We start from the raw sequence: 24,915 nt of genomic DNA, 5'->3' as shown, positions 1-24,915 counted from the left end.
CCGTTCCCGGGAAGTGGCGTCTGCCGCTGAAGGGCACGGATGGGGCACGCCCTGCTGCAATGTTGAGCGCGCGGCGGCAGAGGCTTGTCGATCGGCGATGGGTGGTGAATCACGGTCGGGTCTCCGCAGCCGGTTTGCGGCAGCACCTCTCCACACTGGGCACTTCGCCCATGCGCCGAGGGCGCCGTGCGGCCTGCCTGCGGCACCTGAGCGCCGGCCGGCCGAGCCGCGTCCGGGCCTCACCTCGGGCGTACCCGTTCCCGCCGCCTCCGGCAGGTCCTCTGCCTTTTGGTAGAGGCAGGGTCACCCTCAAGGACCAGGGAACCCCTGCTGCGGGGCCGTGATAATCGGCGTTATGTCGTTCAGCGCTTCGCCCGTCACCCAGAACCGCCCGGCCCTGAGCCTCTTTGCGGGGCCCGGGGAGCAAGGGCGGTGGCTGCTGTGGCGGGCGGCGGGTGAGGTGGTCCTGGCGGGGGCGCTGGTGCTGCTGATGTGCCGGAGCGACGGGTTGGTGAGCTACCTCGGGCCGGCGGGCGGGGCGGCGGCCCTGGGGCTCATCGGCGTCGCAGTGGTGCTGGTGTTGGTGCGGCGCCGGTTCCCGGTGGCCAGTCTGGTCGGGCTGGCGGCGCTGATGGGGGCGGTGCCCGCTGTGGCGCCGTTGACCGCGGTGGCCGCCTACACCGCGGCCCGGCAGATTAAGACGCCGCGGCGGCGTGCCGGGCTGCTGCTCGCGGCGGCCGCCTCGGCGCTGGTGACCTGCGTGGCGTTCGCGCCGTGGGTGGGCCTGTCCAGATGGGAGATCGGCCCTGCCCTCGCTGCGGTGCTCGCCACCACCACGGTCGTCGTGCCAGGGCTGGTCGGCATCTCCATGGGGCAGCAGGACCGCCTGCTGCGGGCGTTGCGGGAGCGGGCTGCCGCCGCCGAGGAGGCGCGGCGGCTGGCGGACAGCGAGTCGCGTATGCGTGAGCGGTCGCGTATCGCTGCGGAGATGCACGATCTGGTGGGGCACCGGCTGAGCCTGGTCTCCCTGCATGCGGGCGGGCTGGAGATGGCGCTGCTCAAGGAGGCGCCCGCGCTGCAAAACGAGGCCGCGCTGGTGCGGAGTGCCACGCGCGATGCGATGCAGGAGCTGCGGGAGGCGCTGGGGGTCCTCGGCCCGGTGGAGAGGGACACCGGTACGGATGTGCTGACCGATGCGACGGGCACTCGCGCGGACATCGAGGCGTTGGTCGAGGAGTCGCAGGGCGGTGGTATTCCCGTCGCGTTTTCCTGGGAGGGGCCCGATCTCGACGCCCGGCCGGCCCGGGTGCGGCGGGCGGTCCACCGGGTGGTGCGCGAGTCGCTCACCAACGTCCACCGGTATGCGGCCGGGGCCCATGTGACTGTCGCCGTCCGCCATACCGACGAGCGGGTGGCGGTCGAGGTGCGCAACGGTGTGCCGCCCGTCGCGCCCGCTGCCGCGACCGGGCTCGGCTCCGGGCAGGGGCTGATCGGGCTGCGGGAGCGGGTGGCGCTGCTCGGTGGCGCTCTGGAGGCGGAGCGGACGCCCGGTGGGGGCTTCGCCGTGGCGGCCGACATTCCCGCCGACCCCGGGCCCGGGGCGGAGATGGCGGACGCGGAGGCGTACGACAACGGGCCGGTGGCCGTCGATGGCCCCGGCAGTGGGCTCTCCGCCCTCCAGCGGCGCCTCGGTGTCGCCGTCTCCGGGCTGCTCGGCCTGGTGGGGGTGGGCGTGTTGATGATGTTCGGGCTCGTGCTGGTGGACCAGGCGCAGCACAGTCCCGAACCCCCGAGCGGCGAGGAGCCCCGGTTGGGGATGAGCAGGAAGCAGGTGGAGGGGGCCGTGGGATCGGACAGCGACACGTCGCGTGCGGTTGCCGCCGGGCGCGAGCCGCCGCGGCCGGGTTCCGCCACGGACTGCATGTATACGAACATGGGCGAGAAGCTGAAGAGTGGTCGGCTGGAGGCCGTCCGCTATTGCTTCCGGTCCGACTCATTGATGGCGATCGACCGTTTTACCGTTCCGGTGGTGACCGAACCGCCCGGTGGGAGCAGGACACATGACTGAACAGGCCAACTCGGCGGGCTCCCGGGAGGATTCCGTGATCCGGGTGCTGCTCGCCGACGACGAGCAGATGATCCGGCACGGTGTCCGGGTGATCCTCCAGCACGCCGAGGGCATCGAGGTGGTGGGTGAGGCGGCCAACGGCGCCGAGGCCGTGCGGCTCGCCGCCGAGCACCGGCCCGATGTGGTGCTCCTCGACGTCCGTATGCCGGTTCTCGACGGGCTCGCGGCCGTCGGACCGCTGGTCGCCCTCGACCCCGGGCCGCAGGTCGTCATGCTCACCACCTTCGGTGACGAGGACAACGTCATCCGGGCTCTGCGGGCGGGCGCCACGGGCTTCCTGCTCAAGGACGACGGGCCGCAGGAGCTGATCAGCGCGGTACGGGCCGCGGCCGTGGGGGACGCGGTGCTCTCGCCCGGCGTCACCGGGTCGGTCATCCGCCGGATGCTGAGAGGCGGCTCGGCCGGTGCCGGGGCCGCCGCTCCGGACAGCAGGGTGGCGGGGCTGACGGACCGGGAACGGGAGGTGCTGGTCATGCTGGGGGCGGGGCTGGCGAACCTGGAGATCGGCTCGCGGCTCGGTATCGGGGTGGGGACGGTCAAGTCCCATGTCGGGGCGATCCTGGGGAAGACGGGGTGCGAAAGCCGGGTGCAGGCGGCGTTGCTGGCGCACCAGGCCGGGCTCATGAGCTGAGCCCTGGACGGCCGTCGACTCTGACTTTGGGCAGAGAGGCCGTGGTCCGTGAGGGTGACAAGGCCGGGGCGGGTCTGACCTTCGGCAGGCGGCACATCCCCGCCCTGAGAGCGACGAGTTGGGGGGTGCGCCGCGGCCACGATGGTCGGGAGTCCCGCACCCCTTCCAGGAGCAGCCATGTCGCATTCCACCACCCGTACCACCCGCTTGAGGGCCCCCTCCGGTGCCGCCGCCCGCGCCACGGGACTGACCAAGGTCTACGGCGAGGGCGATACCCGCGTCGTCGCCCTCGACTCGGTCTGTGTGGAGTTCGGGCGCGGCCGGTTCACCGCGATCATGGGGCCGTCCGGCTCCGGCAAGTCGACGCTGATGCACTGCATGGCGGGGCTCGACTCGCTCTCCGGGGGCTCTGCCCACGTCGGTGACACCGAGCTGTCCGGCCTGGACGACCGACGGCTCACCCAGCTGCGCCGGGAGAAGATCGGTTTCGTCTTCCAGGCGTTCAACCTGCTGCCCACGCTGAACGCGATGGAGAACATCACGCTGCCGATGGATGTCGCCGGCCGCAAGCCCGACCGGCAGTGGCTGGATCTGATCGTGCGGACCGTCGGCCTCTCCGGGCGGCTGCAGCACCGTCCCTCGCAGCTCTCCGGCGGGCAGCAGCAGCGCGTCGCGGTGGCCCGCGCGCTGGCCGGCCGACCGGAGATCATCTTCGCCGACGAGCCGACCGGCAACCTCGACTCCCGTTCCGGCGCGGAGGTGCTGGGCTTTCTGCAGGAGTCCGTACGCGGGCTGGGGCAGACGGTCGTGATGGTCACCCACGACCCGGTGGCCGCCTCCTACGCGGACCGCGTGGTCTTCCTCGCCGACGGGCAGATCACCGACGAACTGGCCGCCCCCACCGCCGAGTCCGTGCTCGATCGTATGCGGCTCCTCGACACCAGCGGACCGGCGAACTGACGCGCCCTCCCGCACGGCCCGCTCCGACGCGCCGTCCCGTACGGCTCGTCCTCCCGCACGGCTCCCTTCCCTCCGCTCCACTCCAGGACTGAAACCGACATGCTGCGAATAGCTCTGCGCAACGTTTTTGCGCACAAAGCCCGATTGGTCATGACCGCGCTCGCGGTCCTCCTGGGCGTCGCCTTCGTCTCCGGCACCCTCATCTTCGGCGACACCACCGCGAACGCCTACCGCACGGCCGCCGGCGCAAGCCTCAAGGGCGTGGCCGTCTCCGTACAGTCCCAGGTGCAGTACCGCATCGCGGGAACGGGCGGCCCGGACGGCACGCCGTCCAGCACGCTCGACACCGCGCTGGCAGACAAGATCCGCGCGCTGCCCGGCGTCGCCGCGGTGCGCCCCACCGTCAACGGCATGGTCACCGTGGCCGGCAAGGACGGCCTGCCGGTCAACACCGACAGGGCCCTGCTGAACCTGGCCACCAACTACCTGCCCGGCAAGGACAGCCGCATCTCGCTGAAGGAAGGCCGCGGACCCGCAGCCGAGGGCGAACTGGCGCTGGATGCCAGGACCGCAGCGAAGGCCGGTTACCGGATCGGTGACACCGTCCGTTTCGCCATCGACGGGCCCGGCCTGGCCAAGAAGCTGGTCGGTACCGTCACCACGGACGATCCGCGGGTCAACGCCGGGGGCACGCTCACGCTCTTCGACACCAGGACCGCACAGAGGCTCTTCCTCCACCCCGGCCAGTTCCACGAGATGGCGGTCGCGGCCAAGCCCGGTACCGATCCCAGCGAGCTGACCGACCGGGTGCGGGCACTGCTCCCCGACAAGGGCACGAGGGCCACCAGCCGCGAAGACCTGGCCGCCGAGCAGGCCGAGCAGATCGGCGAGCACACCGGGTTTCTCACCAAGACGCTGCTCGGCTTCGCCGGCATCGCGCTGTTCATCGGCGCGTTCATCATCGCCAACACCTTCACCATGCTCATCGCCCAGCGCAGCCGGGAAATCGCGCTGATGCGGGCCGTGGGCGCCTCGCGCCGCCAGGTCGTACGCGCCGTTCTCATCGAGGCCGCCCTCCTCGGGCTCGGTGCCTCCGCCGTCGGATTCGTCCTCGGCATCGGTATCGCCACCGTCATGCGCCCGCTGCTCAACGCGAGCGGCGCCGGGCTGCCCGCCGGACCGCTGATCATCTCGCAAGGGACGGTTATCTGGTCGCTCGTGGTCGGCGTCCTCATCACCGTCCTGGCCGCCTGGCTGCCCTCCCGCAAGGCCGCGAAGATCGCCCCCGTGGCGGCGCTCAGCAGCGTCGACCAGGCACCGCCCGCCCGCGCCCTGGTGGTCCGCAACGTGCTCGGCACCCTGCTCACCGGGTCCGGGGCGCTGCTGATGCTGTACATCTACACGGTCGATTCCACCGACCAGACCTACCTGCTGGTCGCGATGCTCGGCGCCGCACTGACCATCGTGGGCATCATAGTTCAGGCACCGCTGCTCTCCCGCCCGCTGATCACCCTGGCCGGCAAGGCCACCACCCGCCTCTTCGGCGTCACCGGCAAGCTGGCCAAGGAGAACGCGCTGCGCAACCCGCGCCGCACCGCCGCCACCGCATCCGCCCTGATGGTCGGGCTCGCTCTGGTCACCGGCCTGACCGTGGTCGGGCACTCCACCGAACGTGCCCTGATCGCGGATGCCACCCAGGGCCTGTCCGCCGACTACACGGTCGCCAACACCATCACCACCGGGCTCGAAGTGGACGCGGCCGCCAAGATCGCGCGGGTGCCCGGCGTCGCCGCGGCCGTCCCCACGACCGTGGCGTCGGCCAGCACCGGGGGGACCAACTTCTTCACCATCACCGGCACGGACCCCAAGACCTACGGCAAGGCCGCGAATCTCGACTTCCGCGCCGGCTCGCTGCGCGACATCGGCCCCGGGAAGGTGGCGGTCTCCGACGAGTTCGCCACCAAGGCCGGGCTCGAGGTCGGCAGCACCCTCGACGTCGGCGCAATCACCGGCCGGAGCGAGAAGGAGGTGAAGCTGAAGCTGAAGGTCGTCGGCGTCTACACCAAGACCCCCACCACGGAGGATGCACTGGGCACGCTCGCCGACACCCTCCCGTACTCCGACAGCAAGAAGCTCAAAGAGGTGCTGGTCATGGCCGAACCCGGCCAGGCCGCGGGCCTTGAGCGGAAGATCCGTGCCGCACTCGGCGACAGCCCGCTGGTGGAGGTCCAAAGCCACGAGCAGGCCATCAAGGACGGCGGCGCGGACATCGGCACGGTCCTCAAGATGATGTACGGGCTCCTCGGCATGGCCCTCCTCATCTCGGTCGTCGGCGTCGTCAACACCCTGGCCATGTCGGTCTTCGAGCGCACCCGCGAGATCGGAATGCTGCGGGCCATCGGCCTCGACCGCACCGGGATCAAGCAGATGGTCCGGCTGGAGTCGGTGGTCATCTCGCTGTTCGGCGCGGCGCTCGGCATCGGCACCGGCATCTTCCTGGCCTGGGCCGGCGGCGGCCTGGTGAGGTCGTCGATGGACACGTACGAGACCCTCCTGCCATGGGGCGAGCTGGGGATGTTCCTGGGGCTGGCACTGGTGATCGGTGTCCTGGCAGCGATCTGGCCGGCCCGCCGGGCGGCCCGCCTGAACATGCTCCAGTCGATCCAGTCGAGCTGATCCGGGCGGCCCGAGCGGCCCAAGACCGGGCCACGGCGCACCACACCGGCTGCACCGTGGCTCGGGACATCGACACCGTCCCCAGCCTCCACGGTCCAGCACCCGTGGTCACTCGGCCCGGAAGCCCGTGCCCTTGGGGAAGGGGGCTGTGGCTTTACCGAGGTGGTGGGTTCTGGCACAACTTCCGTGAAACGACACGGTGGGTGACGGCTGACGCTGTCTCCGCCCTCCGGGAAGAGTGACCTCTTCTCCGCAAGCGAGTTCTGCTGTCACAAGGAGAGCGGCAGCGCGTACTCAGTTGGTGAGATGGCCGGCACCCAGTTGCTCAGCGCAAGGCACGATCCATATTGAGCCGGTGATCGCAGACCCACTGATACGCCTCCTGTACCTCTGTCACTGCACCGGCATCACGAAGACGGATCATCGCGAGGTCTCCAGAGTCCGCAGCAGCCTCAATACCACGCCAGCATCTCTCCTGCCACCACAAGATCGCAGAGACGAGATCACGCCGGTCTACGAGCTCATAACTGTCAGCGATCAACCTCAACCGTCGCGCAGCTTCGGAGATGTCTTCGACGCTCGGCCCGAGTTCGAGGTACTGCCAGCCCACTTGGGCGACATCATGGATGCGGGCGCCGGGGGCTGCCAGATCCCAGTCGATGAAGGCCACCGGGCGCAAGACGCCGCTGACAGGTCGATAGATCGTGTTCTTGGGCGAGAGGTCGTTGTGGCATACGACCTCATGTGATCCGGCCAGTTCCGTGCCTGCCGTCAGGTCGTGGAACTCCCGCACAAGCTGCGTGACCCGCAGCAGACTCTCTTCGGAGTACACATCCGGCGGCTGCTGCGGTTCCCAGGCCACGTGCCCCTTGAGGTAGGTGAGGATCTCCCGGCCCTCCTCGTCGATGCCGCGGTAGCGCGGTGCACCTGGCCAGCCACTGGCCTCAAACATCGTCAGCAGGTCGCCGATGAACTCCGTACTGGCCGACGCGGGCCGGCGCACCGTGGCACCGACACGCACCACGTGACTGATGAAGCCGCCAGGCAAGGACGACTCAGACATCCCTCTACTGTGCACGATCTTGACCTGGAGATCTCAACGACCTCCCCGCTACTCAACGTGTGCGCGTCACGGAATGTGTGCCAGAACCGCAGTGGTGACGTCACTTGTCGATGAGTTCGGGAGGCGCCCCGATCCACGGTCGGGTGATGTTGATGAGTTTGGGAGGCACCAGGTCTCTTGCCGGCGAGCATCGGGATGCTCCTGGTGAAAGGTGTACGTACACCCAAAACGCTCAAAGGCCCGTGCCCCTGCGCTTCTCGGCAGGAGCACGGGCCTTCGCCGTGTGAGGTTCGTGGATCAGACTGCCCAGCATGGCTCAGGCGGGGACTTCGAACCCCAGCGCGCGCAGCCCGGCTTCTGCGGCCTGCCGGTCCTGCTCGGCACTGCCGCCGGAGACGCCCAAACCGCCGGTGACCTCGCCGAGCTCGATGACTGGATAGCCGCCGCCGACAGCCATGAGCCGAGGATGATGGGAGAGAGGGGCGACCTCGGGGTCGGCTACGTAGGAATTCCAGACGTGGGTGGCGGTGCGGAAGGAGGCTGCCGTCCATGCCTTGTCGACGGCGACCTCAGCGGCGAGGAACGGTACGTCGTCGGCGCGTTCGAACGCCTTCAGATGGCCGCCGGCGTCGGTGACCGCGACGGCGGCTTCGAATCCGATGTTCTCGGCAGCCGCGCGCACTGTTGCGACGAGTTCGGCGGCGGAGGAGCGGGTGATCGAATGTGCGGGCAGGGAATGCGTCCGCGTGACGTTCTGCATCAAATCCTCTTCACGAGCAAAGATCACTTTCGGCCGGCTGCCGGTGGTGCACCGGATCGGCAGGGGTATCCGCGGGGAGCGGAGTGCGGTGCCGCTCGTTGTCATCCCGCGGCGGTGCCGTCCCATCCGGTGGTGGTCAGCCAGTCGCTGAAGGTGGCGAGTTCGGGGTGCAGGGCGGGCAGGTCCCGGTCCCGGGAGAGGAGGTCGCGGTCCTGGAAGAAGGCGAACATCGCGGCCAGGTCGTGGCCGATCCCTGGTAGAGACCGGCTGAAGTCGTCGAGGTCCACCGCTTGGTAGGCGCTCGGCACGCCGGTCGTCCTCTCGAACGCTGCCGCGATCTGGTCATCGGTGAGGGCTTCGGCGGCGATGCGCAGGGTCCGGCCGCCCCAGTCGTTCCAGTGGTCGAGCTGGTGGCGGGCGAAGAAGGCGATGTCGTCGAGCGCGATCAGGGGCCAGCGGCCGTCCTTGCCGAGCGGCAGGGCGAACAGGAGGCCCTCGCGTCCGTCGGGCAGCCGGGTCGGCTGTGGCGCCAGGGCGTACAGGTTCTCGAAAGACCTGGTCGACACCGTGGAAAGCGGCCTTCAGGGACTGTTCGTCGTCCAGGTCACCGCGGACCGGCCGAACGTCACCGGGGGTGGTCTCGACCAGGGCACGGGCGCGGTCCGAGGATGGGTTCCGCGTCAGTACCCGTACGACGGTGCCGGTCCGTGCGGCGAGGGCGCGGACGACCCGGGTCCCCATGGCCCCGGTGCCCCCGACCACGAGCGCGGTCGTCGACGTCACTGCGTCACCTCCAGCACGAGCTTGCCGCGGGTGCGGTTGGTCTCACCCAGCCGGTGCGCCTCGGCGGCCTGCTCCAGGGCGAAGGTGCGCTCGACCTCGACCCGGACCGCGCCGGAGTCGACGAGGCCGGCGATGGCCGTCAGAGCGGCGGCGTCCGGCTCGACCAGAAGCGGGCTGGAGCGCACACCCGCCTGTCCGGCCGCGGCGGCCAGGCCGTCCGTGACACCGCCCGGGACGGAGACGATCAGGCCGCCGGGCCGGGTCACCGACACGGACCGCACGTCGGTGTCATCCAGAGTGCCGAGCAGGTCGATGACGACATCGACCTTGCCGGTGGCCTCCTCGAACCGCTGCCGGGTGTAGTCGATCGTCTCGTCCGCGCCCAGTTCCTTGAGCCAGGTGTGCCGGGGCTCGCGGGCGGTCGCGATCACCTCGGCGCCAAGGTGCTTGGCGAACTGCACCGCCAAGTGCCCCACGCCACCGGCCGCGGCGTGCACCAGCACCCGCTGCCCGGCGGTGACGCCCGCCGTGTCGACCAGGGCCTGCCACGCGGTGAGCGCCGCGAGCGGCAGAGCCGCGGCCTCGACGTGCGAGAGCGAAGCCGGCTTGCGGGCGAACTGGCGGGACGGTGCCGTGACGAACTCGGCGTAGCCGCCGGCCGGGCGCGGGAACCACGGCATGGCGTAGACCTCGTCGCCGGGTGCGAGCGTAGTGACTCCGAAGCCGACCTCCTCGACGACGCCGGAGACGTCCCAGCCGAGGATCAGCGGCAGCGTCTGCAGCCCGGCCATACCGTGCCCGGTGCGGGTCTTCCAGTCCACCGGGTTGATTCCGGCGGCGTGCACGCGCACCAGCACCTCGGTCGGCAGTGGTTCGGGGCGCGCTACCCGCCCGGCGCTCAGCACCTCCGGTCCGCCGAACTCCTTGATGGTGACGGCGCGCATCGTCTGCTCGCTCATAATTTCCTCGCTCATATCCGCTTCGCATGTTCTTCAGTCCGGGCCCGGAGCCCGGGCACGTGCTCCAGCCTCGCCGACGCTCAGAGACGCCGTGAGTGGCTGGACAGTCACCTGTCGTACCATTCCAGCCATGCCGCATCGTGTTGCCGTTCTCGCCCTCGACGGGGTCATGCCGATGGATCTGGGCATCGCGGCCCGGGTGCTCAACGAGGCCCTCGACCCGACCGGGGCACGGCTCTATTCCGTGACGACCTGCTCACTCGGCGCCCGGCCGGTCCGCACGAACGAGGGCTTCCGGATCATCGTCGACGACGACGAGTCACTCCTGGAGAGTGCGGACACCGTGGTGATCGCCACCCAGGAGCCCGACGAACACCTGCTGGCCACCGGCGAGCTGCCCGCCCGGGTCGCCACGGCCTTCGCCCGGATCGGGCCCGAGACCCGCATCGTCAGCCTGTGCACGTCGTCATTCCTGCTCGCGGCGGCCGGCCTGCTGGACGGACTGCGGGCCACCACCCACTGGGCGCTGTGCGGCCAGTTCACACGACTGTTCCCCGACGTCGAGGTCGATCCGGACGTGCTGTTCGTCGACAACGGGCGCATCCTGACAGCTGCCGGCGGAGCGGCCGGCATCGACCTGTTCGTCCACCTGGTCCGCAGGGACCACGGCGCGACCGTGGCCACCTCCGCAGCGCGACGATGCGTGGTGGCTCCATGGCGCGAGGGCGGACAGGCGCAGTTCATCGAGCACCCGGTGCCGAAAGATGCCGACCGTTCCACCTCGGCCACCCGCCAGTGGGCACTGGGCCGGCTGGCCGAACCGGTCACGCTGCAGGACATGGCCCACCATGCCCATATGAGCGAGCGCACCTTCACCCGGCGGTTCCGCGCCGAGGTGGGCACGAGCCCCCTTCAATGGCTGTTGCAAAGCCGGCTGACCCAGGCGCGCCGCCTGCTGGAGTCGAGCGACCTGACCGTCGCGCGCATCGCCACGGCCTGCGGCTTCGGGGATCCCGTCGCCCTGCGCAAGCACTTCCACACCCACCTCGGCCTGTCCCCCCTGACCTACCGCCGCGCCCACTGCGCCCCTGAACCGGCCCGGACGGAGCCGCTCCAGGCGCCCTGAGGCCTGGTCGGTCCACCCCGCCGCACGGCGACGTCCTGCAAGCGGCCCGGGGTCCAGGGCTCGGGGCGCGCAGGGCGGTTCGTTCGCCTGGGCAGGCAAACGGGAGTCAGCTGCCGCAGTCCTCTCCCCGGGCGTATCCGTCCTTCCCGGTCCGGTTGGTGAGGGGGTGTTGAGAGGCGGTCGGTGGTGTGAAGAGTGCCTGGACGGTATCGGTGGCCAGCTCTCGCAGCCAGGTGTGGGCGCGGTCGTTGTCGTAGCGCTGGTGCCACAGCAGGTACAGGGGTATGTCGGGCAGCGGGAGTGGCGGCGGCATTGTGGCCAGGCCGAGCCGTTTCCGGGCCGTTCGGGTGACCGCGTCGGGGAGGGTGACGACCAGGTCGGTGTCGAGGGCGAGTTGCAGTGCGAAGGCGGCGGTGGGCCCGGCGGCGACGACGCGTCGTTCGAGGCCGTGTGTGGTCAGGGCGTCATCGATCGGGTCGCGCAGGTTTCCGCGCCGCGAAACGGTGAGGTGTTCGGCAGCTGCGTAACGCTCAAGGCTCAGCGGGCCTGCGGTGAGCGGGTGGCCCGGGCGGACGGCGACGACCAGCCGGTCGCTGCCGACGAGGCGGTGGCGGATGTGGGGGAGCGTCGGAGCGCTGGAGCTCGATTCGAGGTCGACCTCACCCCGGCGCAGCTCGGCGTCATCTCTTCCGGGTTCGGCGGACAGACGCAGCCGGACGCCGGGGGCCTGATGATGGACGGCCGAGGTCAAGGCGGTGCCGCACGCGGCGGTCAGGGCGTCGTGCCAGCGCACGGTGAACACCCGGTCCAGAGCCGCCAGGTCGAGTTCCTGCTGCGCGGACAGAAGTTGGTGGGCCTGCTGCACGAGGGCGTGGACCTTGGCGCGCATGGCGAGTGCGCGGGTGGTGGGGACCATGCTGCGGCCGGTGCGGACCAGGATCTGGTCACCGGTGGCTTTGCGGATGCGGCCCAGGGAGCGGCTCATCGCCGGTGAGGTGACGTGGAGGCGTGCTGCCGCGCCGGCGACGCTGCCCTCCTCCAGCAGTGCGTCCAGGGCCGTGAGCAGGTTCAGATCCAGTTGCATGGCAGTAACTCTACAAGTGACAAGCATGCACTTGTTGTTAATGATCGGGCGGCCTACCTTCGAAGTGCGGGGGCGAGACAACCGCCCCGCTTCCACCGATCCCAGGGAGCCCGCCCATGAGCACAGCCATGCCTTTCGCCGCCGGTACGACGCTCCTGTCCGATGTGACAGCTGCGGTGAAGACCGCCGGCGTCACGCTGCGCGACCGCCACACCCCGCACGCCCGGGGCGTGAGTCTGGACGAGGTCGTCGGCGAGATCCACGCCAACGACGACGCGGTGCTGAACGTGTTGCGGGAACCGCTGCTGCGGGCCCGGCCGGGGTCGCAGTGGGCCGAGGACGAGCTGGCCGGCGGCGCGCTCCCGCCCGGTGAGTGGTGGGTCGTCGACCCCGCCGAGGGCAACATCAACCATGTCCACGGCATGGAGGACTGGGCCGTCACCGCCACCCTGGTCCGCGACAACCAGCCGGTAGTCACCGTCGTACACCTGCCGCTGACCGGCGACACCTACACCGCGGTCGCCGGCGGCGGTGCCCGCCTCAACGACCGGCCCCTGAAGGTGTCTGCCAAGACCGACCTGGGCGCCGCGCTCATCGGCACCGGTCAGGCCAGGCCCGGCGAGGACGAGCGCACCTTGCGGCGGATCGGTGACTCCGTCACCGCGATGCTCATCAACGGCCTGGTCGTGCGTGTGTCCGTTCCCGCCACGATGCAGCTCATCCACGTCGCCGCCGGACGCATGGACGCGTTCTGGCAGTTCTCCGACGTCCGCTCCGGCCTGGTCGCCGGCGCCCTGCTGGTCTCCGAGGCCGGAGGCACCGTCACCGACCTGGCGGGCGAGCACTGGAACACCGGCAGCCGCGACTTCCTGGCCGCCGCCCCCGGCATCCACGGCGCTGCCCTCAAGGTCCTCTCGCCGATCGCCTGACCGGGAACCTCCGCTCTTCCCCACCCCGACACCGCAAGGAGCAACACCGCATGACCAGCATCGGCATCCTGGGCGCCGGCCGCGTCGGCACCAACCTCGCCGGCAAGCTCTCCGCAGCCGGACACCATGTCACCCTCGGTGGCCGGAGCCCCGAAGACACCGCCGCCCGCACCGCCGGGCTCGCCCCGCGGATCGCCTTCGCCGACCAGCGCACCACTGCCGGCACCGCGGACATCGTGATCAACGCGACGCCCGGCGACAGCTCCCTGGACCGCCTCACCGACCTGCGCACCGAACTCGCCGGGAAGATCCTCATCGACGTCTCCAACGCCACCCGCGACGACGGTGACGGCCTGCCCGGCGACCTGTGCTATCCCGGCAGCAGCCTCGCCGAGAAGCTCCAGGCCGCGCTCCCCGACACCCATGTGGTCAAGACCCTCAACACGATGCTGTTCATGGTCATGACCGCCCCCGAAACCCTGACCACCCCACCGACCGCCTATCTCTCGGGCGACGACGAACACGCGAAGAGGACCGTCACCGGCCTGCTCGGCGACCTGGGCTGGCAGCCCGAACGGATCGAGGACCTCGGCGACATCACCACAGCCCGCGCCACCGAGGCCATGATCCTCGTCGTGCCCCACATCCTGCGCCGACACGGCTTCAAGCCCTTCGCCGTCTCCCTCGCCCGCTGACCCACCAAGACCGCGTTCAGACCAAACCAGGTAGCGGGCTCGTGCGAGGCGGCTGGGTACTGGCAGGCACATTGCCGGCCAGGGCGGCACGTGACGCCCAAACTCATCGACACCGATCGTGCCTACCACGCGCGAGGCGACTCCCGAAGTCGTCGACAAGCGACTCCCCTTCCCGAGTACGGAGCCAGGGGCTGACGAGTCCATAAGGGATATACCGCAATGCCGGGAGTGCGTCCCGGGTCAGTGCGGGTGCGGATGACTGTGGTCATCGCGGTGGTCGTGGCCTGGGGGCGTTGCGCCAGGGTTCGGGCGCGTGTGGTGACCTCGTCGGTGGACACAGCGCACTGGGCGACGAGCACGTCCTCCAGCGCGCCCAGCCAGAGCCGGTAATAGTCGTAGGGCTCGTCCTGATCATGTGCGGTCTCCCATGCCGCGATCCGGGCGATCAATGCGGCCTGGAATTGTGTCCAGGTGAACGTGCCCGCCTCGTACGGGCTGACTGCCATGCCGAAGGCGCGGCCCTCCCAAGGTCTGGCGCTCTATGCATTCGCCTTCCGGCGCTTCGACCTCGGCCAGCTGCGGTCCGGCGCGGGCGACCAGTGGGTGGCGGGCGGGACGCCGGCGATCTGTGCGCTCGCCGGGTCGAAGCTGCTGGCCGTTCCCGCCTGGCGCGGCACCGCTCTGCACGACGCGCTGCGTCCGCTCACGCTGGTGACGCTCGCGCTGTCCGTGTGTTGGTACGCCGTCCTCGTCTTCGCCGAGGTGCGTTGGCCGCGTCCCCACTACGACATGGCGCGCTGGGCGACGGTCTTCCCGATGGGCATGACGGCCGTCGCCACCCTGTCCATCGCCGACGCCGCGGCCGTGGGCCGGCTGTGGACGCTGGGCCAGGTACTGCTCTGGGCCGCTGTCGCCGTCTGGGTGCTCACACTGGTCGGGCCGGTCAGGCACTTGGCCGCGTACTCCCGGTGACCTGTGCCGGGACGGTGGCAGGGGTCTTTCCGGGCACCCCTGGCGCGGCGGTACGCACCAGGTCGGCGGGGAAGACGAGCTGGACTTCGAGTTGTTCGGTGGGGCTGTCAACTCGCCTGTGGCAGACCGGTCCGGTGCCGGCGAGGGGGGCGATTTCGCGTGGGGGCCACGTTGGGGGGCCAGGAATGGGCTCGGGGCTGTCAGACGCTTGGGGGATGGGCATGATGGCACCAGACGGCATCGGCCCCATGCTGAGAGGGAGTCGGGAATCGGCCCGGCTCACGCGCGATCAGCGGGCTCTGGCATGACAAGAGGCCCAGGGCGGAAGGTGGCTCGACCCGGAAAACCTGAGGCCACGGGCACCCGAATATGGGGCGCCATCGCCCTCACTTCTTCATCCTGACCGCCCATGCACGGCCTCGCATCTTCGGCCCTGGGGGACGGAAAGCAGCCTCGGGTGCCGCCCGGAGGATCTGGATCACGGCGGTCGAATGCCGAAGATGCAGACGCCGCACGGCTTCCTCAACCCGTTCGGCTCCGGCGACCTTGCCGAGCGACAGGTTGGCCAGAGACCAGTCCGACAAGGCACGGTGCACCCGTGACAGCGACTCGCCGAGTGCGCTGAGCCGGTACGGAGCCCCGTGGCGGTCCTCGACGCGGGCGACCAGCCCGTCAGCGTGCATCGTGGCCAGCCACTTGCCGACGAACTGCTCGCTGACGAAGGGGAGCCTGGCGGCGACCTCGCGCACACGCATGGGGCGGCCCTGCTGCGCCAGGGTCTGCGCCGACCAGGTGGTCCACTTCGGTGCTATCAGGGACAGTGCGTCCTCGACGTGCTGAGCATCGACGGAACCGAAGGAGACGGCAGAGGACAGTACGGGGGTGGACATGGGCGAACTCCGTTATGGGGGGAGAGGCTTCCAGCTATGTGCTGAGACCGAGAGGTCAGCGGGAGACGCGCTCGGCGCAGATGCTCTGGAGCGCTGTGCCGAGGCGGCGGTTGCTGACGCGGATGCCGCGGTCGCGCAGGCCCGGCACAGTGCCGAGTGGTTACGACGTTGCAGGTCGGCGGCCACCTCCCGGGCGATGGCCGGCAGGTCCTGATCATCAGGTGCCGGGGCTGCTCGGCGGCCCGGAGGCCGTTGAGCGAAGGGGGCCTAGATGCCGGGCATCTCGGCAACTAGGCAGGCGCCGGGCCGCTTGGTCGCGTCATGGGGGTTGATTCGGCCCCCTCCATCACTCGCCGTCCTGCTCGGCAGCGTCGGGCGAGGCGACGTCCGGGTCCGGGGGCTCCGTGGGGATGCCCGCGCGCGTGCAGATCTGTTCGACCGAGGTGGGCAGCTCGGGGTCTACCTGCCTGGACGGTGAAGTTGATGCGGGCCAGGCCATGTTGGGCGCCGACCCGTTGGCGTCGGATCGGGTCACGCCCTCCTCGGTGGCCTCATCCGTGCCGTGTCGAGGAGGCGACGCAGGCGGAGGCCATCCGGGGCGAGGGCAGTGACGAGCGCGGCGGGTCCCGCGAGTGGTGTCAGGATGGCTTGGCCGTCTTCCGGCTCGTCGACGAAGAGTTGGACTCCGGGGGGCTTGCTTTCGAAGGCCGGGTCGACGATGAGGATTTGCCCGGTCGCGCGGTGGTCGGCGAGGACGGCGGGGCCGTCCCAACCGGGTGAGTCCGGACCGTACTCGGTTTCCTGGTCGAGGAGCAGGTGCCCGCCGCGTCGGACGGTGAGTCGGCTGGCCACATTGCCGGGCGGTTCGCCCGTACGTCCGAGAACCTGCTCTTCGCGCAGCACGAGTCGTGCGGTGGGGGCGAGGTCGATCGTCCACGTCTGCCGCAGATTGCTGCTGGCGGCACAGATCAACGGCTTGGGCAGCCAGTGGAGCTCCGCGTCCTCTGCCACGGTCAGGTGCACGTCGTAGCTGGCGTGTTCCGGGGTAGGGCCTGGCAGGGCGAGGGTCGCAGCGGCAGAGGTGATGTGGAGGGCCGCGCTCTGCCGGGCGGTGGCTTCGATGCGCAGCCGGTCGCCGCCGAGGGGGGCGCACATGGCGCCGACCACGCACACACGTGCCTCGCTGCCGCGCGAGCGCAGACGCCGGAGCTCGAAGGGCCCGTCGCCGTCGAGGACGGGCAGGGTGGTGGTACCGCCCCTGAAGGCTGCCGTGATGCGGGCGGTGGCTTGTACGCCTGCGGCAAATGCGGACTGGGCGGCCGGCGCGGTGTGTTCGGTTGCGAGGGTCATGCGGGGCCTGCGCTCCAGTTGGTGAGGCGTTCGCGCACCCAGTCGGCGACTGGTTTGACGCCACCCTCGGTCTTGAGGGAGGTGAAGGCGACGGGGAGGTCGCCGCGCTGGGTCTTTGCATCGCGGGCCATGCCCTCCAGGTCGGATCCGACGTAGGGGGCGAGGTCGGTCTTGTTGACGACGAGGAGGTCGGCGGTGGTGACACCGGGGCCGCCCTTGCGGGGGATGTCGTCGCCACCGGCTACGTCGATGACGAAGATCTGCGCGTCCACGAGCCCCTTGGAGAAGGTTGCCGTGAGGTTGTCACCGCCGGACTCCACCAGGACGAGGTCGAGCGGACCGACCTCGTCTTCCAGGTCCTCGACGGCTTCGAGGTTGGCGGAGATGTCGTCGCGGATAGCGGTGTGCGGGCAGGCACCCGTTTCGACGGCTTTGATGCGCTCGGACGGCAGCACTGCTTCGCGCAGCAGGAAATCGGCGTCCTCGCGGGTGTAGATGTCGTTGGTGACGACGGCGATGGACAGCTCGGCGCGCAGCGCCCGGCACAGGGCGGCGACTGTGGCGGTCTTGCCCGAGCCCACCGGCCCGCCCAGGCCGATCCGCAGGGCGCGCCGGGTGCCGTCGGGGCGCTTGGGGGCGGCGGCGCTGTAGGTGTGCCGGTGGGGAAACTTCTCGTCGAGATCGTGACCGAGGTGCATGCGCATTCCCGTCTTGTGTGAGCTCTTGTGGTGTGGTGGTCAGGAAGCGAACAGGCGTACCGGCCAGGCGGCGTGGTGCTGGGCGGTGATGTCCAGCAGCGGCGCGGAGGCGGCGGGCAGCGCGTCGATGCCCTCGTCGGGGATGCGCTGGGCGGCATCGGCGGCGGCTGCGGCGATCTGGTCGAGTTCTGGGGCCAGGCGGGCGAGGACAGCGGTGGCGTCGAACGGGTCCAGGCTCAGCAGCCGGACCGTTGCCGTGGCCGGTCCGCTGACGGTTTCGTACGCCGCGGCACAGGCGGCGTCCAGTGGCGCCAGCCCGGCCGACCGCGCGGACAGGCCCAGTACCACCGGCTGGTGCGCGCCCTGCGGCCGGGCCGCGGCCAGTTGGTCCAGCTCGGCCGACGGCCACGTGGCGCGGGCGGCGCGCATCATCTGCCGCCCGAGTTTGCGGGCGGTGGTCCGAAGCGCCTGCACGGGGGTGCGGGCGTCGGCGGCCTCGTCCAGCTGAAGCGGATCGTGCCCCGCGGCGGCCGCGGCGGCCAGCGCCGCCGCGACCAGGCCCGCAGTATGCAACCGTCCCCGGCAGAACTCCTCCAGCGTCTCCGCATCCCTGATACGGCCTGCCGCGACGGCCGGTTCGGCTCCGCCGGAGTGCGCGTGCCCTCCGGCCGGGAACCGGCCGTCGGCCAGGACGAACAGCGCGGCACGGTTCATGGAGCGCAGGTCACCTTTCCTTCGTTTCTCGGCTACTGGTCTTCTGCGTCACCGGTGGGTATCTCTTGGCGGATCAGAAGAGGAAGTCAGAAGAGGAAGTACCTCTGGGCCATGGGAAGTTCAGAGACGGGGGCACGGTCGACGATCTGGCCTTCGACAAAGGTCGTCACATCCGTCACCTTCGCTCCGCCGATGATGACCTCGTAGGTGTCGGGGTCGATGCGGACGTCGGGGGTGGCGTTGTTCTCCTTCATGTGCTCCTTGAAGACGCCACGTGTGTCCTTGATGGCCTTGAACCGTTTGTTCAGCGTGCGGCCCCTGGACAGGTTCTTCTTGACGGCCCGATCGGTGACGAAGTTGTAGGAGAGGGAGCCAGGAGCCAGTCCGGTGGCCCCCCACATGGGGCGCGGCAGGACCGGCTGCGGCGTGGGAATGGACGCGTTGGCGTCGCCCACCTGCGCGTAAGCGATCTGTCCGCCTTTGATGACCAGGTGCGGCTTGACCCCGAAGAACTTCGGCTCCCACAGCACCAGGTCGGCCAGCTTGCCCGTCTCCACCGACCCGACGACGGCGTCGATGCCCTGGGCGAGGGCCGGGTTGATGGTGTACTTCGCGACGTACCGGCGGGCGCGCCTGTTGTCGGCCAGCGGCGGCTCGGGCTCCGGCGTCTTGTCCACCGGCGTCTGGTCCTTCGCCTTTTTGCCCTTCGGCTTGTTCTCCGGCTTGTCAGCGGGCTGGTCTTCTTCCAGGAAGCCGCGGCGTACCTTCATCACGTGCGCGGTCTGCCAGGTACGCATGATCATCTCGCCGATGCGGCCCATGGCCTGGGCGTCGGAGGACATGATGGAGATGGCGCCGAGGTCGTGGAGGATGTCCTCGGCGGCCATCGTGGAGGGCCGGATCCGGGAGTCCGCGAAGGCCAGGTCCTCGGGGACGGCGGGGTTGAGGTGATGGCAGACCATCACCATGTCGAAGTGCTCCTTGACCGTGTTGACGGTCAGTGGCCGGGTGGGGTTGGTGGAGGCGGGCAGCACATTCGGCTCGCTCACCATCTTGATCATGTCGGGGGCGTGGCCGCCTCCTGCGCCCTCCACGTGGAAGACATGGATGGAACGCTTTTTGATGGCATCGAGGGTGTCCTGAACGAAGCCGGCCTCGTTCAGAGAGTCGGCATGGAGCGCGAGCTGGACACCGGTCTTCTGACACACCTGCAGGCACTTGTCGATGACGGCGGGGGTGGCACCCCAGTCCTCGTGCACCTTGAACCCGATGACGCCGGCATCCACCTGGTCGAGCATGGACTCCGTGGACATCGTGGCGCCCTTGCCGAGCAGCCCGATGTTGACCGGGTAGGCGTCCAGCGCCTCGAACGTACGGTCGATGTGCCAGGACCCGGGCGTCACGGTGGTGGCGGTACTGCCCTCCGCCGGGCCGGTGCCGCCGCCGATGAGCGTGGTGACACCCGCGGCCAGGGCCTCATCGATCTGGTCGGGGCAGATGAAGTGGACGTGCGTGTCGATCCCGCCGGCGGTAAGGATCCTGTCCTTCCCCGCGATGACCTCGGTGTCGGGACCGATGACGAAGTCGGTGGGCTTCGGGCCGATACCGTTGTGGCTGACCCCGCCGTCGTGCAGACGATTCATCGTCTCGGGGTTGTACGCCTTGCCGAGCGCGACGATGTCGCCGTCGCGGATGGCGACATCGGCCTTGACGATGCCCCAGTGGTCCAGGACGACAACGCCGGTGATGACGGTGTCAGGGGGGAGGGCCGCAGTACTGCCCGCTGACGTATCCGCCTTGCCCTTGCCGGGGTCGCGCGGCACGACGGACTGCCCCATCGATTCACGGATGACCTTGCCGCCGCCGAACACCATTTCATTGCCGCTGCGGCCGGGGCCGCCCGACCAGTCATCCTCGATCTTGATGCGCAGCGCGGTGTCGGCGAGACGGATACAGTCGCGGGTCGTCGGGCCGAACCGGTCGGCGTAGTCGGACCGGGGCAGCGGGCCGAAGGGATTCGTCTCTTCTGGGCAGCAGGAGCAGTTGGGGCACTCAGCCATCGAATTCACACCCGCTCCTTGTCGAACGAACCCTTGGTGTTGTCCAGCGAGCCATGGATTTTCTCAGGCAGACCCTTGATCTTGCCGCGCAGACCGTGGACCACGCGCTCACCCTCGATGGGTACGAGCTCGACTTCTTCGGTGATACCGGGCTCGAAACGTACAGAGCTGCCGGCGGGAATGTTCAGACGCTTGCCCCACGCCATCTTGCGGGGGAATTTCAGCCCGTCGTTCGCCTCGGCGAAGTGGTAGTGGGATCCGACTTGGACGGGTCGGTCCGTCGGGTTTTCGACCGTGAGCTTCGTGATGCGGTCCAGTTGCCCGGGGCCTTCGTTGAAGGCCACCTCCTCGTCGCCCTTCCGCTGGGAGAAGTCCACCTTCCCCGGGGAGATGTTCGGCTCTTCGTCCTTGCCCACTTCAGGGAAGGGGCTGTGGATGGTGACCAGCTTCGTGCCGTCGGGGAACGTGGCCTCCACCTGCACGTTCTCGATCATCTCCGGGACGCCCTCCATCACCTCCTCCCGGGCAAGCACCTTCCGCCCGGAAGACATCAGGTCGGCAACGGTCCTGCCGTCCCGGGCCCCCTCAAGGACGTGCACGATCAACAGCGCCATCGTCTCGGGGTAGTTGAGCCGCACCCCCCGGGCCCGCCGCTTCTCGGCGACATCCGCCGCCAAATGAATCATCAAGCGTTCTTGCTCATGCGGAGTCAGGTGCACTGCCACATCCCTGTGTTCGCCCCTTCCCAGAACTCCTGTCCTGGGCCCGCATGCTGGGACTGGCCATCCGCCGTCGTGATGGGGGGCGAAGTCTTCACGGCATTTCGCCCCCTGCCCCTGGCGCAGTGCAGCTTCCACCTCGATCACTCAGCCCCAACCCGCGTACGGACCATCCTGATCACGCCGGCAGAGCAGAAACGGCACTCCTCCCGGCCAGCACCCGAAAGAGTGGTAATGACTTGCAATTCGGGGCTGGTGGCGCTCTTCCGGGAGTGGGCGTGAACGATCAGAGTTGCTTCGCTTTCGTATCCACTACCTCAGACTGACGGCGCCCTGGAAAGATTGGGGTATGCCCGACATCTCATCATCCTCGCCAGTCCTCGGGCCGGAGGCGATGCTGCCGTGGGCGCGGGAGGTGGGTTTGGTGACGGATGCCCGCGGGGAGCGGCGCCTTGCCGCGGCTCGGCTGAATGTACTGGCCGACTGTGCTCTCCAGCAGGGCGATGTCGCGGACGTGGCGCTGACGGCGCGGTGGGCAGCGTTCATCTGCTGGATGGACGACCAGATCGACCGGTGGGGCCTGGGGTCGGTCCCGGGTGAGCTGGAACGGTTCACCGCGCCTCTGCGCCAGGTACTCGCACCCGGGGCGGAGCCGCCTGCTGCCGGTCTCCCGCACGCGGCGGCGTTGAGGGGGCTGTGGGAGCAGACGGCCGCGGGGATGCCCCCCGCTGGCGACGTCGCTTCACCGCTGATTACACGGACTTCCTGAGCAGAATCCCGACGGCGGGTGGGGCCAAGTGACGCCCTCAGCACCGCCTACGCCCTCATCACCCTCAGCGCACACAGCGACCACGCCGCAGCCGGCCCCGCCGCCCACGGTGCCGCCCACCTGCTCACCCAACAACGCCCCGACGGGTCCATCGCCGGCCGCCCGCATCCTCCGGCAGACGATTCCGGCGCCCTGAGACGGGGCTGAGCGGCAGGCCCGGTGCTCCCATGGCAATGCCGTCGGCCATGCACGTCGGGCTGCGACGAGCGCTCGGACAGAAGTGATCAGGCTCGGGGGACGGAATCTGCCCGGTGAGGTCGAGAATGCGTCATTGTGTCTCCCGAATCGCCCTGGGACTTACCGTGGGAGCCGTTTTGTCGTGCTGCGGGTGTGCAGAGGCTGGAGGCGGCGTGCGGGATCCCTACGCAACGAGTGCGGGGAGCAGAGCGGGACAAGGACAGCTGACAGTGGGGGTGGAGGAAGAGTTCCTTCTGGCGGATGCGGTGACGCGCGAGGCGGCGCTCGTGGCGGATGCAGTGGTGGAGGCGGCCGGCCGGCTGGCAGGGGACGGGCATGTGGTCGGCGAGATGGCGCTGGCGCAGCTGGAGACCGTCAGCGGTGTGTGCTCGGACGGGAGCCAGCTGCACACGGAGGTGATGCGGCTGCGCCGGTGTGCGGCCCGCGCCGCGGGGGAGGCCGGCTGTCTGCTGGTGGCCTCTGGCACGGTCCCGCTGGGCGATCCCGGACCGCCGCCGATCCTGGACAAGCCGCGTGATCACGCGATCGCTGCCCGCTTCGGGGCACTAGTGGACCAGCAATGCGCCAATGCTTGCCATGTTCATGTGGGCGTGCCGGATCTGGAGGAGGCCGTACAGGTGGTCAACCATCTGCGGCCGTGGATGCCACTGCTGCTGGCGCTGACCGCGAACTCCCCCTTCTGTGGCGGCCGCGACACCGGACACGCCAGTTGGCGGGCGATGCTGTGGAGCCGGTGGCCGACCGCCGGCCCGCCGCCGTACCTGCGCTCGGTGGACCACTACGAGCAGGTGGTGGCGGCGCTCGTGGACAGCGGTGCGGCGGTGGATCCGGCCATGTTGTACTGGTCCGTCCGCCCCTCGCGGCATGTGCCCACCGTCGAAGTCAGGGTCGCCGATGTGCTGCCGGACACCGAGGACGCCGTTGCCTATGCCCTGCTGGTGCGCGCCATGGTGGCCGCGGCGCTGACCGACTTGCGCGAGGGAAGACCGGCCCTGCCGGTGGAGGACGCCGTCCTTCGCGCGGCGGCGTGGCGCACGGCCCGTGACGGTATGTCAGGCCAGGCGCTGGCCTTACCGCTGACCGGCCCGCCCAGAAGCGTCCCGGTCTGGCATCTGACCAAGGCCCTGATGGGACACGTGCAGGGGCACCTGCAAGCAGCCGGCGACTTCGACACCGTGCGACGTTGGCTGTCTCGGCTGCAAAGGCACGGCACGGGCGCCGCACGGCAACGCGCTGTGTACATGTGCACAGAACGGTTGGAGGATGTTGTCGACGCCCTGGCAGTCTCCGACCCGGCCGACCACGGCGTCGCCCCTGACCGGAAGGGTCGTGCGTTCCGCGACGGCACGGTGCAGCCCACTTGACCCGTGGCGGCCGCTTGGGTTCCTGCCGATGTCGGCAAGGCCGAGAAGTATGGGGGGTGTCCGTGGAATCCCGATGTGGAGGGCCCGGGACGGCTCCTCACCGCCGCGACCCCGGTGCTCAACGCGATCCTCGAGAGCGTCGACAAGTACGGCACCACGCTCGCGCCCGCAGACCGTCAGCAGGTCAAGGGCCTCGCCACCGGCATCAAGAACAGGACCGTCACCCACCAGGCCGGTGCCGCCCGGCACGAGGGCGGGGACAACTTCGCCCAGGTCTGCATCTGGTTGCCCGGCAACCTCTTCACGGGCCCCAAGAACCGCGCCGATAACCCCGGTGACCAGTTCGACGCCTCCGTCCGCTTCATCATCGGCGCCCGGCAGCGCCCCGTGCACGACGCTCCAAACGGTGATCGGGAAGATCGACCAGTACGCCAAGGACCGCAAGAAGACCGGTTACGCCGAGGAGGCGTACACGAGTCTCGGCACCGTTGCCCGCACCCACTGTCAGATCCTCCTCCTGCGCGCCTCTTACCCCGGCCGGCGCCGGCGCCCGGCAAACGCCGCTGGAGCGCCACCCAGCCGTGATCAACTAGCTTCGGGCTTTCACGGATGAGTTTGTCCAGGCCTTGACCAAATGAGCGGAGAACGCCGCTGACCTGCAACGATGCGACATGTCGAGGGTCCAGTCAGCTGCAAGGGAAGAAGCACTCTCCTGGTGAACAAGCGTATCGGGTTGTACCCGCAGGCCCGTGTCCAGGACGACGGCGCGGTCGGCGCACGCTGATCCGCACCGACTCCGCAGGCGGCAACCACGACGTCCTGGCCCGGCTGACCACCCGGGGCCGGTAGCTGCCCTACTTGGTCGGGGTGACCGCAACCCCGCACCGACGGCCGGGCGTGCGATCAAGGGCGGGCTGGATGGGGGCACACGATGTCATAGGAGTTCGGTAGCGAAGTCCTTCCGGAGGCCATCAGTTCTTCCCGCCCGGACAGAAGCGAGAATCCGATTGTGACGCGCCTGCCATCCGCCTGACCTGTGGGCAGGCAAGGAGCCTGGGACAGTACCTGGGCCACCGCCGGGCATCGTGAGGTACGGAGCGTCGGAAAGCGCCCTCGCCACCACCTCCTTCCACTCCTAACGCACCTATCCTGTCCGGCTGTCGTCTGCCGGACGGTGAAAGGCGTCCTCTTGACCGTCTACTCTCAGCACGCCAACCGTGGGAAGAATCAGATCCTGGCGACCTATCAGGGTCCGGACGGCGTCGTATCCAAGACCGTGACGAGTCTTGGCGACTCGCGCCTCACGGTTCCGATCGTCGACGCTCTC

Annotated in this window: 24 protein-coding genes and 1 pseudogene; 11 read left to right on the top strand and 14 right to left on the bottom strand. The window is 69.6% G+C overall.

Features of this window, described 5'->3' with window-relative positions:
- The first annotated feature begins 355 nt into the window (after window positions 1-355).
- The 4 genes from Scani_RS13350 (at window position 356) to Scani_RS13335 (ending at window position 6,395) form a co-directional block, all read left to right on the top strand.
- The gene (locus Scani_RS13350; RefSeq protein WP_159474274.1) at window positions 356-2,068 is read left to right on the top strand and encodes a sensor histidine kinase; all 1,713 of its coding nucleotides are present in this window, start codon (window positions 356-358) and stop codon (window positions 2,066-2,068) included.
- Complete coding sequence (locus tag Scani_RS13345) at window positions 2,061-2,759, top strand: response regulator (protein WP_159474271.1); 699 nt, start codon at window positions 2,061-2,063, stop codon at window positions 2,757-2,759. The genes Scani_RS13350 and Scani_RS13345 overlap by 8 nt, the downstream gene beginning before the upstream one ends.
- 177 nt (window positions 2,760-2,936) lie before the next feature.
- On the top strand, window positions 2,937-3,719 hold the full coding sequence (locus tag Scani_RS13340; protein WP_159474268.1) for an ABC transporter ATP-binding protein: 783 nt from the start codon (window positions 2,937-2,939) through the stop codon (window positions 3,717-3,719).
- Window positions 3,720-3,818: 99 nt separating this feature from the next.
- Window positions 3,819-6,395 carry an ABC transporter permease gene (locus Scani_RS13335; RefSeq protein WP_159474265.1) on the top strand — a complete coding sequence of 859 codons (2,577 nt, stop codon included), beginning with the start codon at window positions 3,819-3,821 and terminating at the stop codon, window positions 6,393-6,395.
- Between the two features lie 325 nt (window positions 6,396-6,720).
- Here Scani_RS13335 and Scani_RS13330 read toward each other — a convergent pair whose 3' ends face one another.
- From Scani_RS13330 to Scani_RS13315, 5 genes and pseudogenes are all read right to left on the bottom strand, one after another.
- A complete protein-coding gene (locus tag Scani_RS13330; protein WP_159474262.1) occupies window positions 6,721-7,458 on the bottom strand; it encodes a phosphotransferase in 738 nt (245 codons plus the stop codon).
- A gap of 316 nt (window positions 7,459-7,774) precedes the next feature.
- Entirely contained in the window at window positions 7,775-8,323 is a 549-nt protein-coding gene (locus Scani_RS13325; RefSeq protein ID WP_246295760.1) for a GlcG/HbpS family heme-binding protein, read from the bottom strand.
- A complete protein-coding gene (locus Scani_RS13320; RefSeq protein WP_246295758.1) occupies window positions 8,320-8,784 on the bottom strand; it encodes an NmrA family NAD(P)-binding protein in 465 nt (154 codons plus the stop codon). Before Scani_RS13320 ends, Scani_RS13325 begins: the two co-directional genes overlap by 4 nt.
- A gap of 31 nt (window positions 8,785-8,815) precedes the next feature.
- Window positions 8,816-8,959: pseudogene (locus Scani_RS40870) on the bottom strand (NmrA family transcriptional regulator); the annotation flags it as partial.
- 38 nt (window positions 8,960-8,997) lie between these two features.
- Window positions 8,998-9,960, bottom strand: a complete 963-nt coding sequence (locus Scani_RS13315) for an NADP-dependent oxidoreductase (protein ID WP_159475910.1) — start codon at window positions 9,958-9,960, stop codon at window positions 8,998-9,000.
- A 130-nt stretch (window positions 9,961-10,090) separates the two neighbouring features.
- On the opposite strand from Scani_RS13315, the gene Scani_RS13310 reads away from it, so the two are divergent.
- A complete protein-coding gene (locus tag Scani_RS13310; RefSeq protein ID WP_159474260.1) occupies window positions 10,091-11,086 on the top strand; it encodes a GlxA family transcriptional regulator in 996 nt (331 codons plus the stop codon).
- 106 nt (window positions 11,087-11,192) lie between these two features.
- Here Scani_RS13310 and Scani_RS13305 read toward each other — a convergent pair whose 3' ends face one another.
- Window positions 11,193-12,170 carry a LysR family transcriptional regulator gene (locus tag Scani_RS13305; protein WP_159474257.1) on the bottom strand — a complete coding sequence of 326 codons (978 nt, stop codon included), beginning with the start codon at window positions 12,168-12,170 and terminating at the stop codon, window positions 11,193-11,195.
- A 116-nt stretch (window positions 12,171-12,286) separates the two neighbouring features.
- On the opposite strand from Scani_RS13305, the gene Scani_RS13300 reads away from it, so the two are divergent.
- Both Scani_RS13300 and Scani_RS13295 read left to right on the top strand, forming a co-directional pair.
- Window positions 12,287-13,099 carry an inositol monophosphatase family protein gene (locus tag Scani_RS13300; RefSeq protein WP_159474254.1) on the top strand — a complete coding sequence of 271 codons (813 nt, stop codon included), beginning with the start codon at window positions 12,287-12,289 and terminating at the stop codon, window positions 13,097-13,099.
- The gene (locus tag Scani_RS13295; RefSeq protein ID WP_281391944.1) at window positions 13,096-13,794 is read left to right on the top strand and encodes an NADPH-dependent F420 reductase; all 699 of its coding nucleotides are present in this window, start codon (window positions 13,096-13,098) and stop codon (window positions 13,792-13,794) included. The genes Scani_RS13300 and Scani_RS13295 overlap by 4 nt, the downstream gene beginning before the upstream one ends.
- A gap of 122 nt (window positions 13,795-13,916) precedes the next feature.
- Here the strand turns inward: Scani_RS13295 and Scani_RS13290 are convergent, their stop codons facing one another.
- Complete coding sequence (locus Scani_RS13290) at window positions 13,917-14,300, bottom strand: nitrile hydratase accessory protein (protein WP_246295756.1); 384 nt, start codon at window positions 14,298-14,300, stop codon at window positions 13,917-13,919.
- Here Scani_RS13290 and Scani_RS13285 point away from each other — a divergent pair.
- Window positions 14,266-14,766: an SLAC1 family transporter gene (locus Scani_RS13285; RefSeq protein ID WP_246295754.1), complete on the top strand. Its 501-nt coding sequence runs from the start codon at window positions 14,266-14,268 to the stop codon at window positions 14,764-14,766. The genes Scani_RS13290 and Scani_RS13285 overlap by 35 nt on opposite strands.
- 386 nt (window positions 14,767-15,152) lie before the next feature.
- On the opposite strand, the gene Scani_RS13280 is transcribed toward Scani_RS13285, so the two are convergent.
- The 7 genes from Scani_RS13280 to Scani_RS13250 form a co-directional block, all read right to left on the bottom strand.
- Window positions 15,153-15,656 carry a winged helix-turn-helix transcriptional regulator gene (locus Scani_RS13280; RefSeq protein WP_246295751.1) on the bottom strand — a complete coding sequence of 168 codons (504 nt, stop codon included), beginning with the start codon at window positions 15,654-15,656 and terminating at the stop codon, window positions 15,153-15,155.
- Window positions 15,657-16,002: 346 nt separating this feature from the next.
- The gene (locus Scani_RS13275) at window positions 16,003-16,191 is read right to left on the bottom strand and encodes a hypothetical protein (RefSeq protein ID WP_159474245.1); all 189 of its coding nucleotides are present in this window, start codon (window positions 16,189-16,191) and stop codon (window positions 16,003-16,005) included.
- Complete coding sequence (locus Scani_RS13270) at window positions 16,188-17,006, bottom strand: urease accessory protein UreD (RefSeq protein ID WP_159474242.1); 819 nt, start codon at window positions 17,004-17,006, stop codon at window positions 16,188-16,190. The genes Scani_RS13275 and Scani_RS13270 overlap by 4 nt, the downstream gene beginning before the upstream one ends.
- The gene (gene ureG, locus Scani_RS13265; RefSeq protein WP_159474239.1) at window positions 17,003-17,704 is read right to left on the bottom strand and encodes an urease accessory protein UreG; all 702 of its coding nucleotides are present in this window, start codon (window positions 17,702-17,704) and stop codon (window positions 17,003-17,005) included. The genes Scani_RS13270 and ureG overlap by 4 nt, the downstream gene beginning before the upstream one ends.
- Window positions 17,705-17,743: 39 nt before the next feature.
- Window positions 17,744-18,418: an urease accessory protein UreF gene (locus Scani_RS13260; RefSeq protein ID WP_159474236.1), complete on the bottom strand. Its 675-nt coding sequence runs from the start codon at window positions 18,416-18,418 to the stop codon at window positions 17,744-17,746.
- A gap of 86 nt (window positions 18,419-18,504) precedes the next feature.
- A complete protein-coding gene (locus Scani_RS13255) occupies window positions 18,505-20,478 on the bottom strand; it encodes an urease subunit alpha (protein WP_159475907.1) in 1,974 nt (657 codons plus the stop codon).
- A gap of 5 nt (window positions 20,479-20,483) precedes the next feature.
- Entirely contained in the window at window positions 20,484-21,197 is a 714-nt protein-coding gene (locus Scani_RS13250) for an urease subunit gamma (RefSeq protein ID WP_159474233.1), read from the bottom strand.
- 424 nt (window positions 21,198-21,621) lie between these two features.
- Between Scani_RS13250 and Scani_RS13245 the strand changes: the two genes are divergently transcribed.
- The 3 genes from Scani_RS13245 (at window position 21,622) to Scani_RS13235 (ending at window position 24,173) form a co-directional block, all read left to right on the top strand.
- Entirely contained in the window at window positions 21,622-21,966 is a 345-nt protein-coding gene (locus Scani_RS13245) for a hypothetical protein (RefSeq protein WP_159474230.1), read from the top strand.
- A gap of 467 nt (window positions 21,967-22,433) precedes the next feature.
- Window positions 22,434-23,588: a carboxylate-amine ligase gene (locus Scani_RS13240; protein ID WP_218039181.1), complete on the top strand. Its 1,155-nt coding sequence runs from the start codon at window positions 22,434-22,436 to the stop codon at window positions 23,586-23,588.
- 75 nt (window positions 23,589-23,663) lie between these two features.
- On the top strand, window positions 23,664-24,173 hold the full coding sequence (locus tag Scani_RS13235; RefSeq protein ID WP_159474227.1) for a hypothetical protein: 510 nt from the start codon (window positions 23,664-23,666) through the stop codon (window positions 24,171-24,173).
- Window positions 24,174-24,915: the final 742 nt, after the last annotated feature.

Origin of the sequence: Streptomyces caniferus (genome assembly GCF_009811555.1) — a bacterium.
GTDB classification, from domain to species: Bacteria; Actinomycetota; Actinomycetes; order Streptomycetales; family Streptomycetaceae; genus Streptomyces; species Streptomyces caniferus.
Note: the sequence above shows the minus strand (reverse complement) of the source record. Positions and strands in the feature narration are given on the sequence as shown.

What these genes read in the sequence shown, in the direction of transcription:
- ureG (WP_159474239.1), bottom strand. Translation starts at nt 17,704, where the DNA reads ATGCACCTCGGTCACGATCTCGACGAGAAGTTTCCCCACCGGCACACC.
- Scani_RS13260 (WP_159474236.1), bottom strand. Translation starts at nt 18,418, where the DNA reads ATGAACCGTGCCGCGCTGTTCGTCCTGGCCGACGGCCGGTTCCCGGCC.
- Scani_RS13330 (WP_159474262.1), bottom strand. Translation starts at nt 7,458, where the DNA reads ATGTCTGAGTCGTCCTTGCCTGGCGGCTTCATCAGTCACGTGGTGCGT.
- Scani_RS13280 (WP_246295751.1), bottom strand. Translation starts at nt 15,656, where the DNA reads ATGTCCACCCCCGTACTGTCCTCTGCCGTCTCCTTCGGTTCCGTCGAT.
- Scani_RS13345 (WP_159474271.1), top strand. Translation starts at nt 2,061, where the DNA reads ATGACTGAACAGGCCAACTCGGCGGGCTCCCGGGAGGATTCCGTGATC.
- Scani_RS13325 (WP_246295760.1), bottom strand. Translation starts at nt 8,323, where the DNA reads ATGACAACGAGCGGCACCGCACTCCGCTCCCCGCGGATACCCCTGCCG.
- Scani_RS13340 (WP_159474268.1), top strand. Translation starts at nt 2,937, where the DNA reads ATGTCGCATTCCACCACCCGTACCACCCGCTTGAGGGCCCCCTCCGGT.
- Scani_RS13310 (WP_159474260.1), top strand. Translation starts at nt 10,091, where the DNA reads ATGCCGCATCGTGTTGCCGTTCTCGCCCTCGACGGGGTCATGCCGATG.
- Scani_RS13315 (WP_159475910.1), bottom strand. Translation starts at nt 9,960, where the DNA reads ATGAGCGAGCAGACGATGCGCGCCGTCACCATCAAGGAGTTCGGCGGA.
- Scani_RS13255 (WP_159475907.1), bottom strand. Translation starts at nt 20,478, where the DNA reads ATGGCTGAGTGCCCCAACTGCTCCTGCTGCCCAGAAGAGACGAATCCC.
- Scani_RS13290 (WP_246295756.1), bottom strand. Translation starts at nt 14,300, where the DNA reads ATGGCAGTCAGCCCGTACGAGGCGGGCACGTTCACCTGGACACAATTC.
- Scani_RS13300 (WP_159474254.1), top strand. Translation starts at nt 12,287, where the DNA reads ATGAGCACAGCCATGCCTTTCGCCGCCGGTACGACGCTCCTGTCCGAT.
- Scani_RS13270 (WP_159474242.1), bottom strand. Translation starts at nt 17,006, where the DNA reads ATGACCCTCGCAACCGAACACACCGCGCCGGCCGCCCAGTCCGCATTT.
- Scani_RS13305 (WP_159474257.1), bottom strand. Translation starts at nt 12,170, where the DNA reads ATGCAACTGGATCTGAACCTGCTCACGGCCCTGGACGCACTGCTGGAG.
- Scani_RS13350 (WP_159474274.1), top strand. Translation starts at nt 356, where the DNA reads ATGTCGTTCAGCGCTTCGCCCGTCACCCAGAACCGCCCGGCCCTGAGC.
- Scani_RS13335 (WP_159474265.1), top strand. Translation starts at nt 3,819, where the DNA reads ATGCTGCGAATAGCTCTGCGCAACGTTTTTGCGCACAAAGCCCGATTG.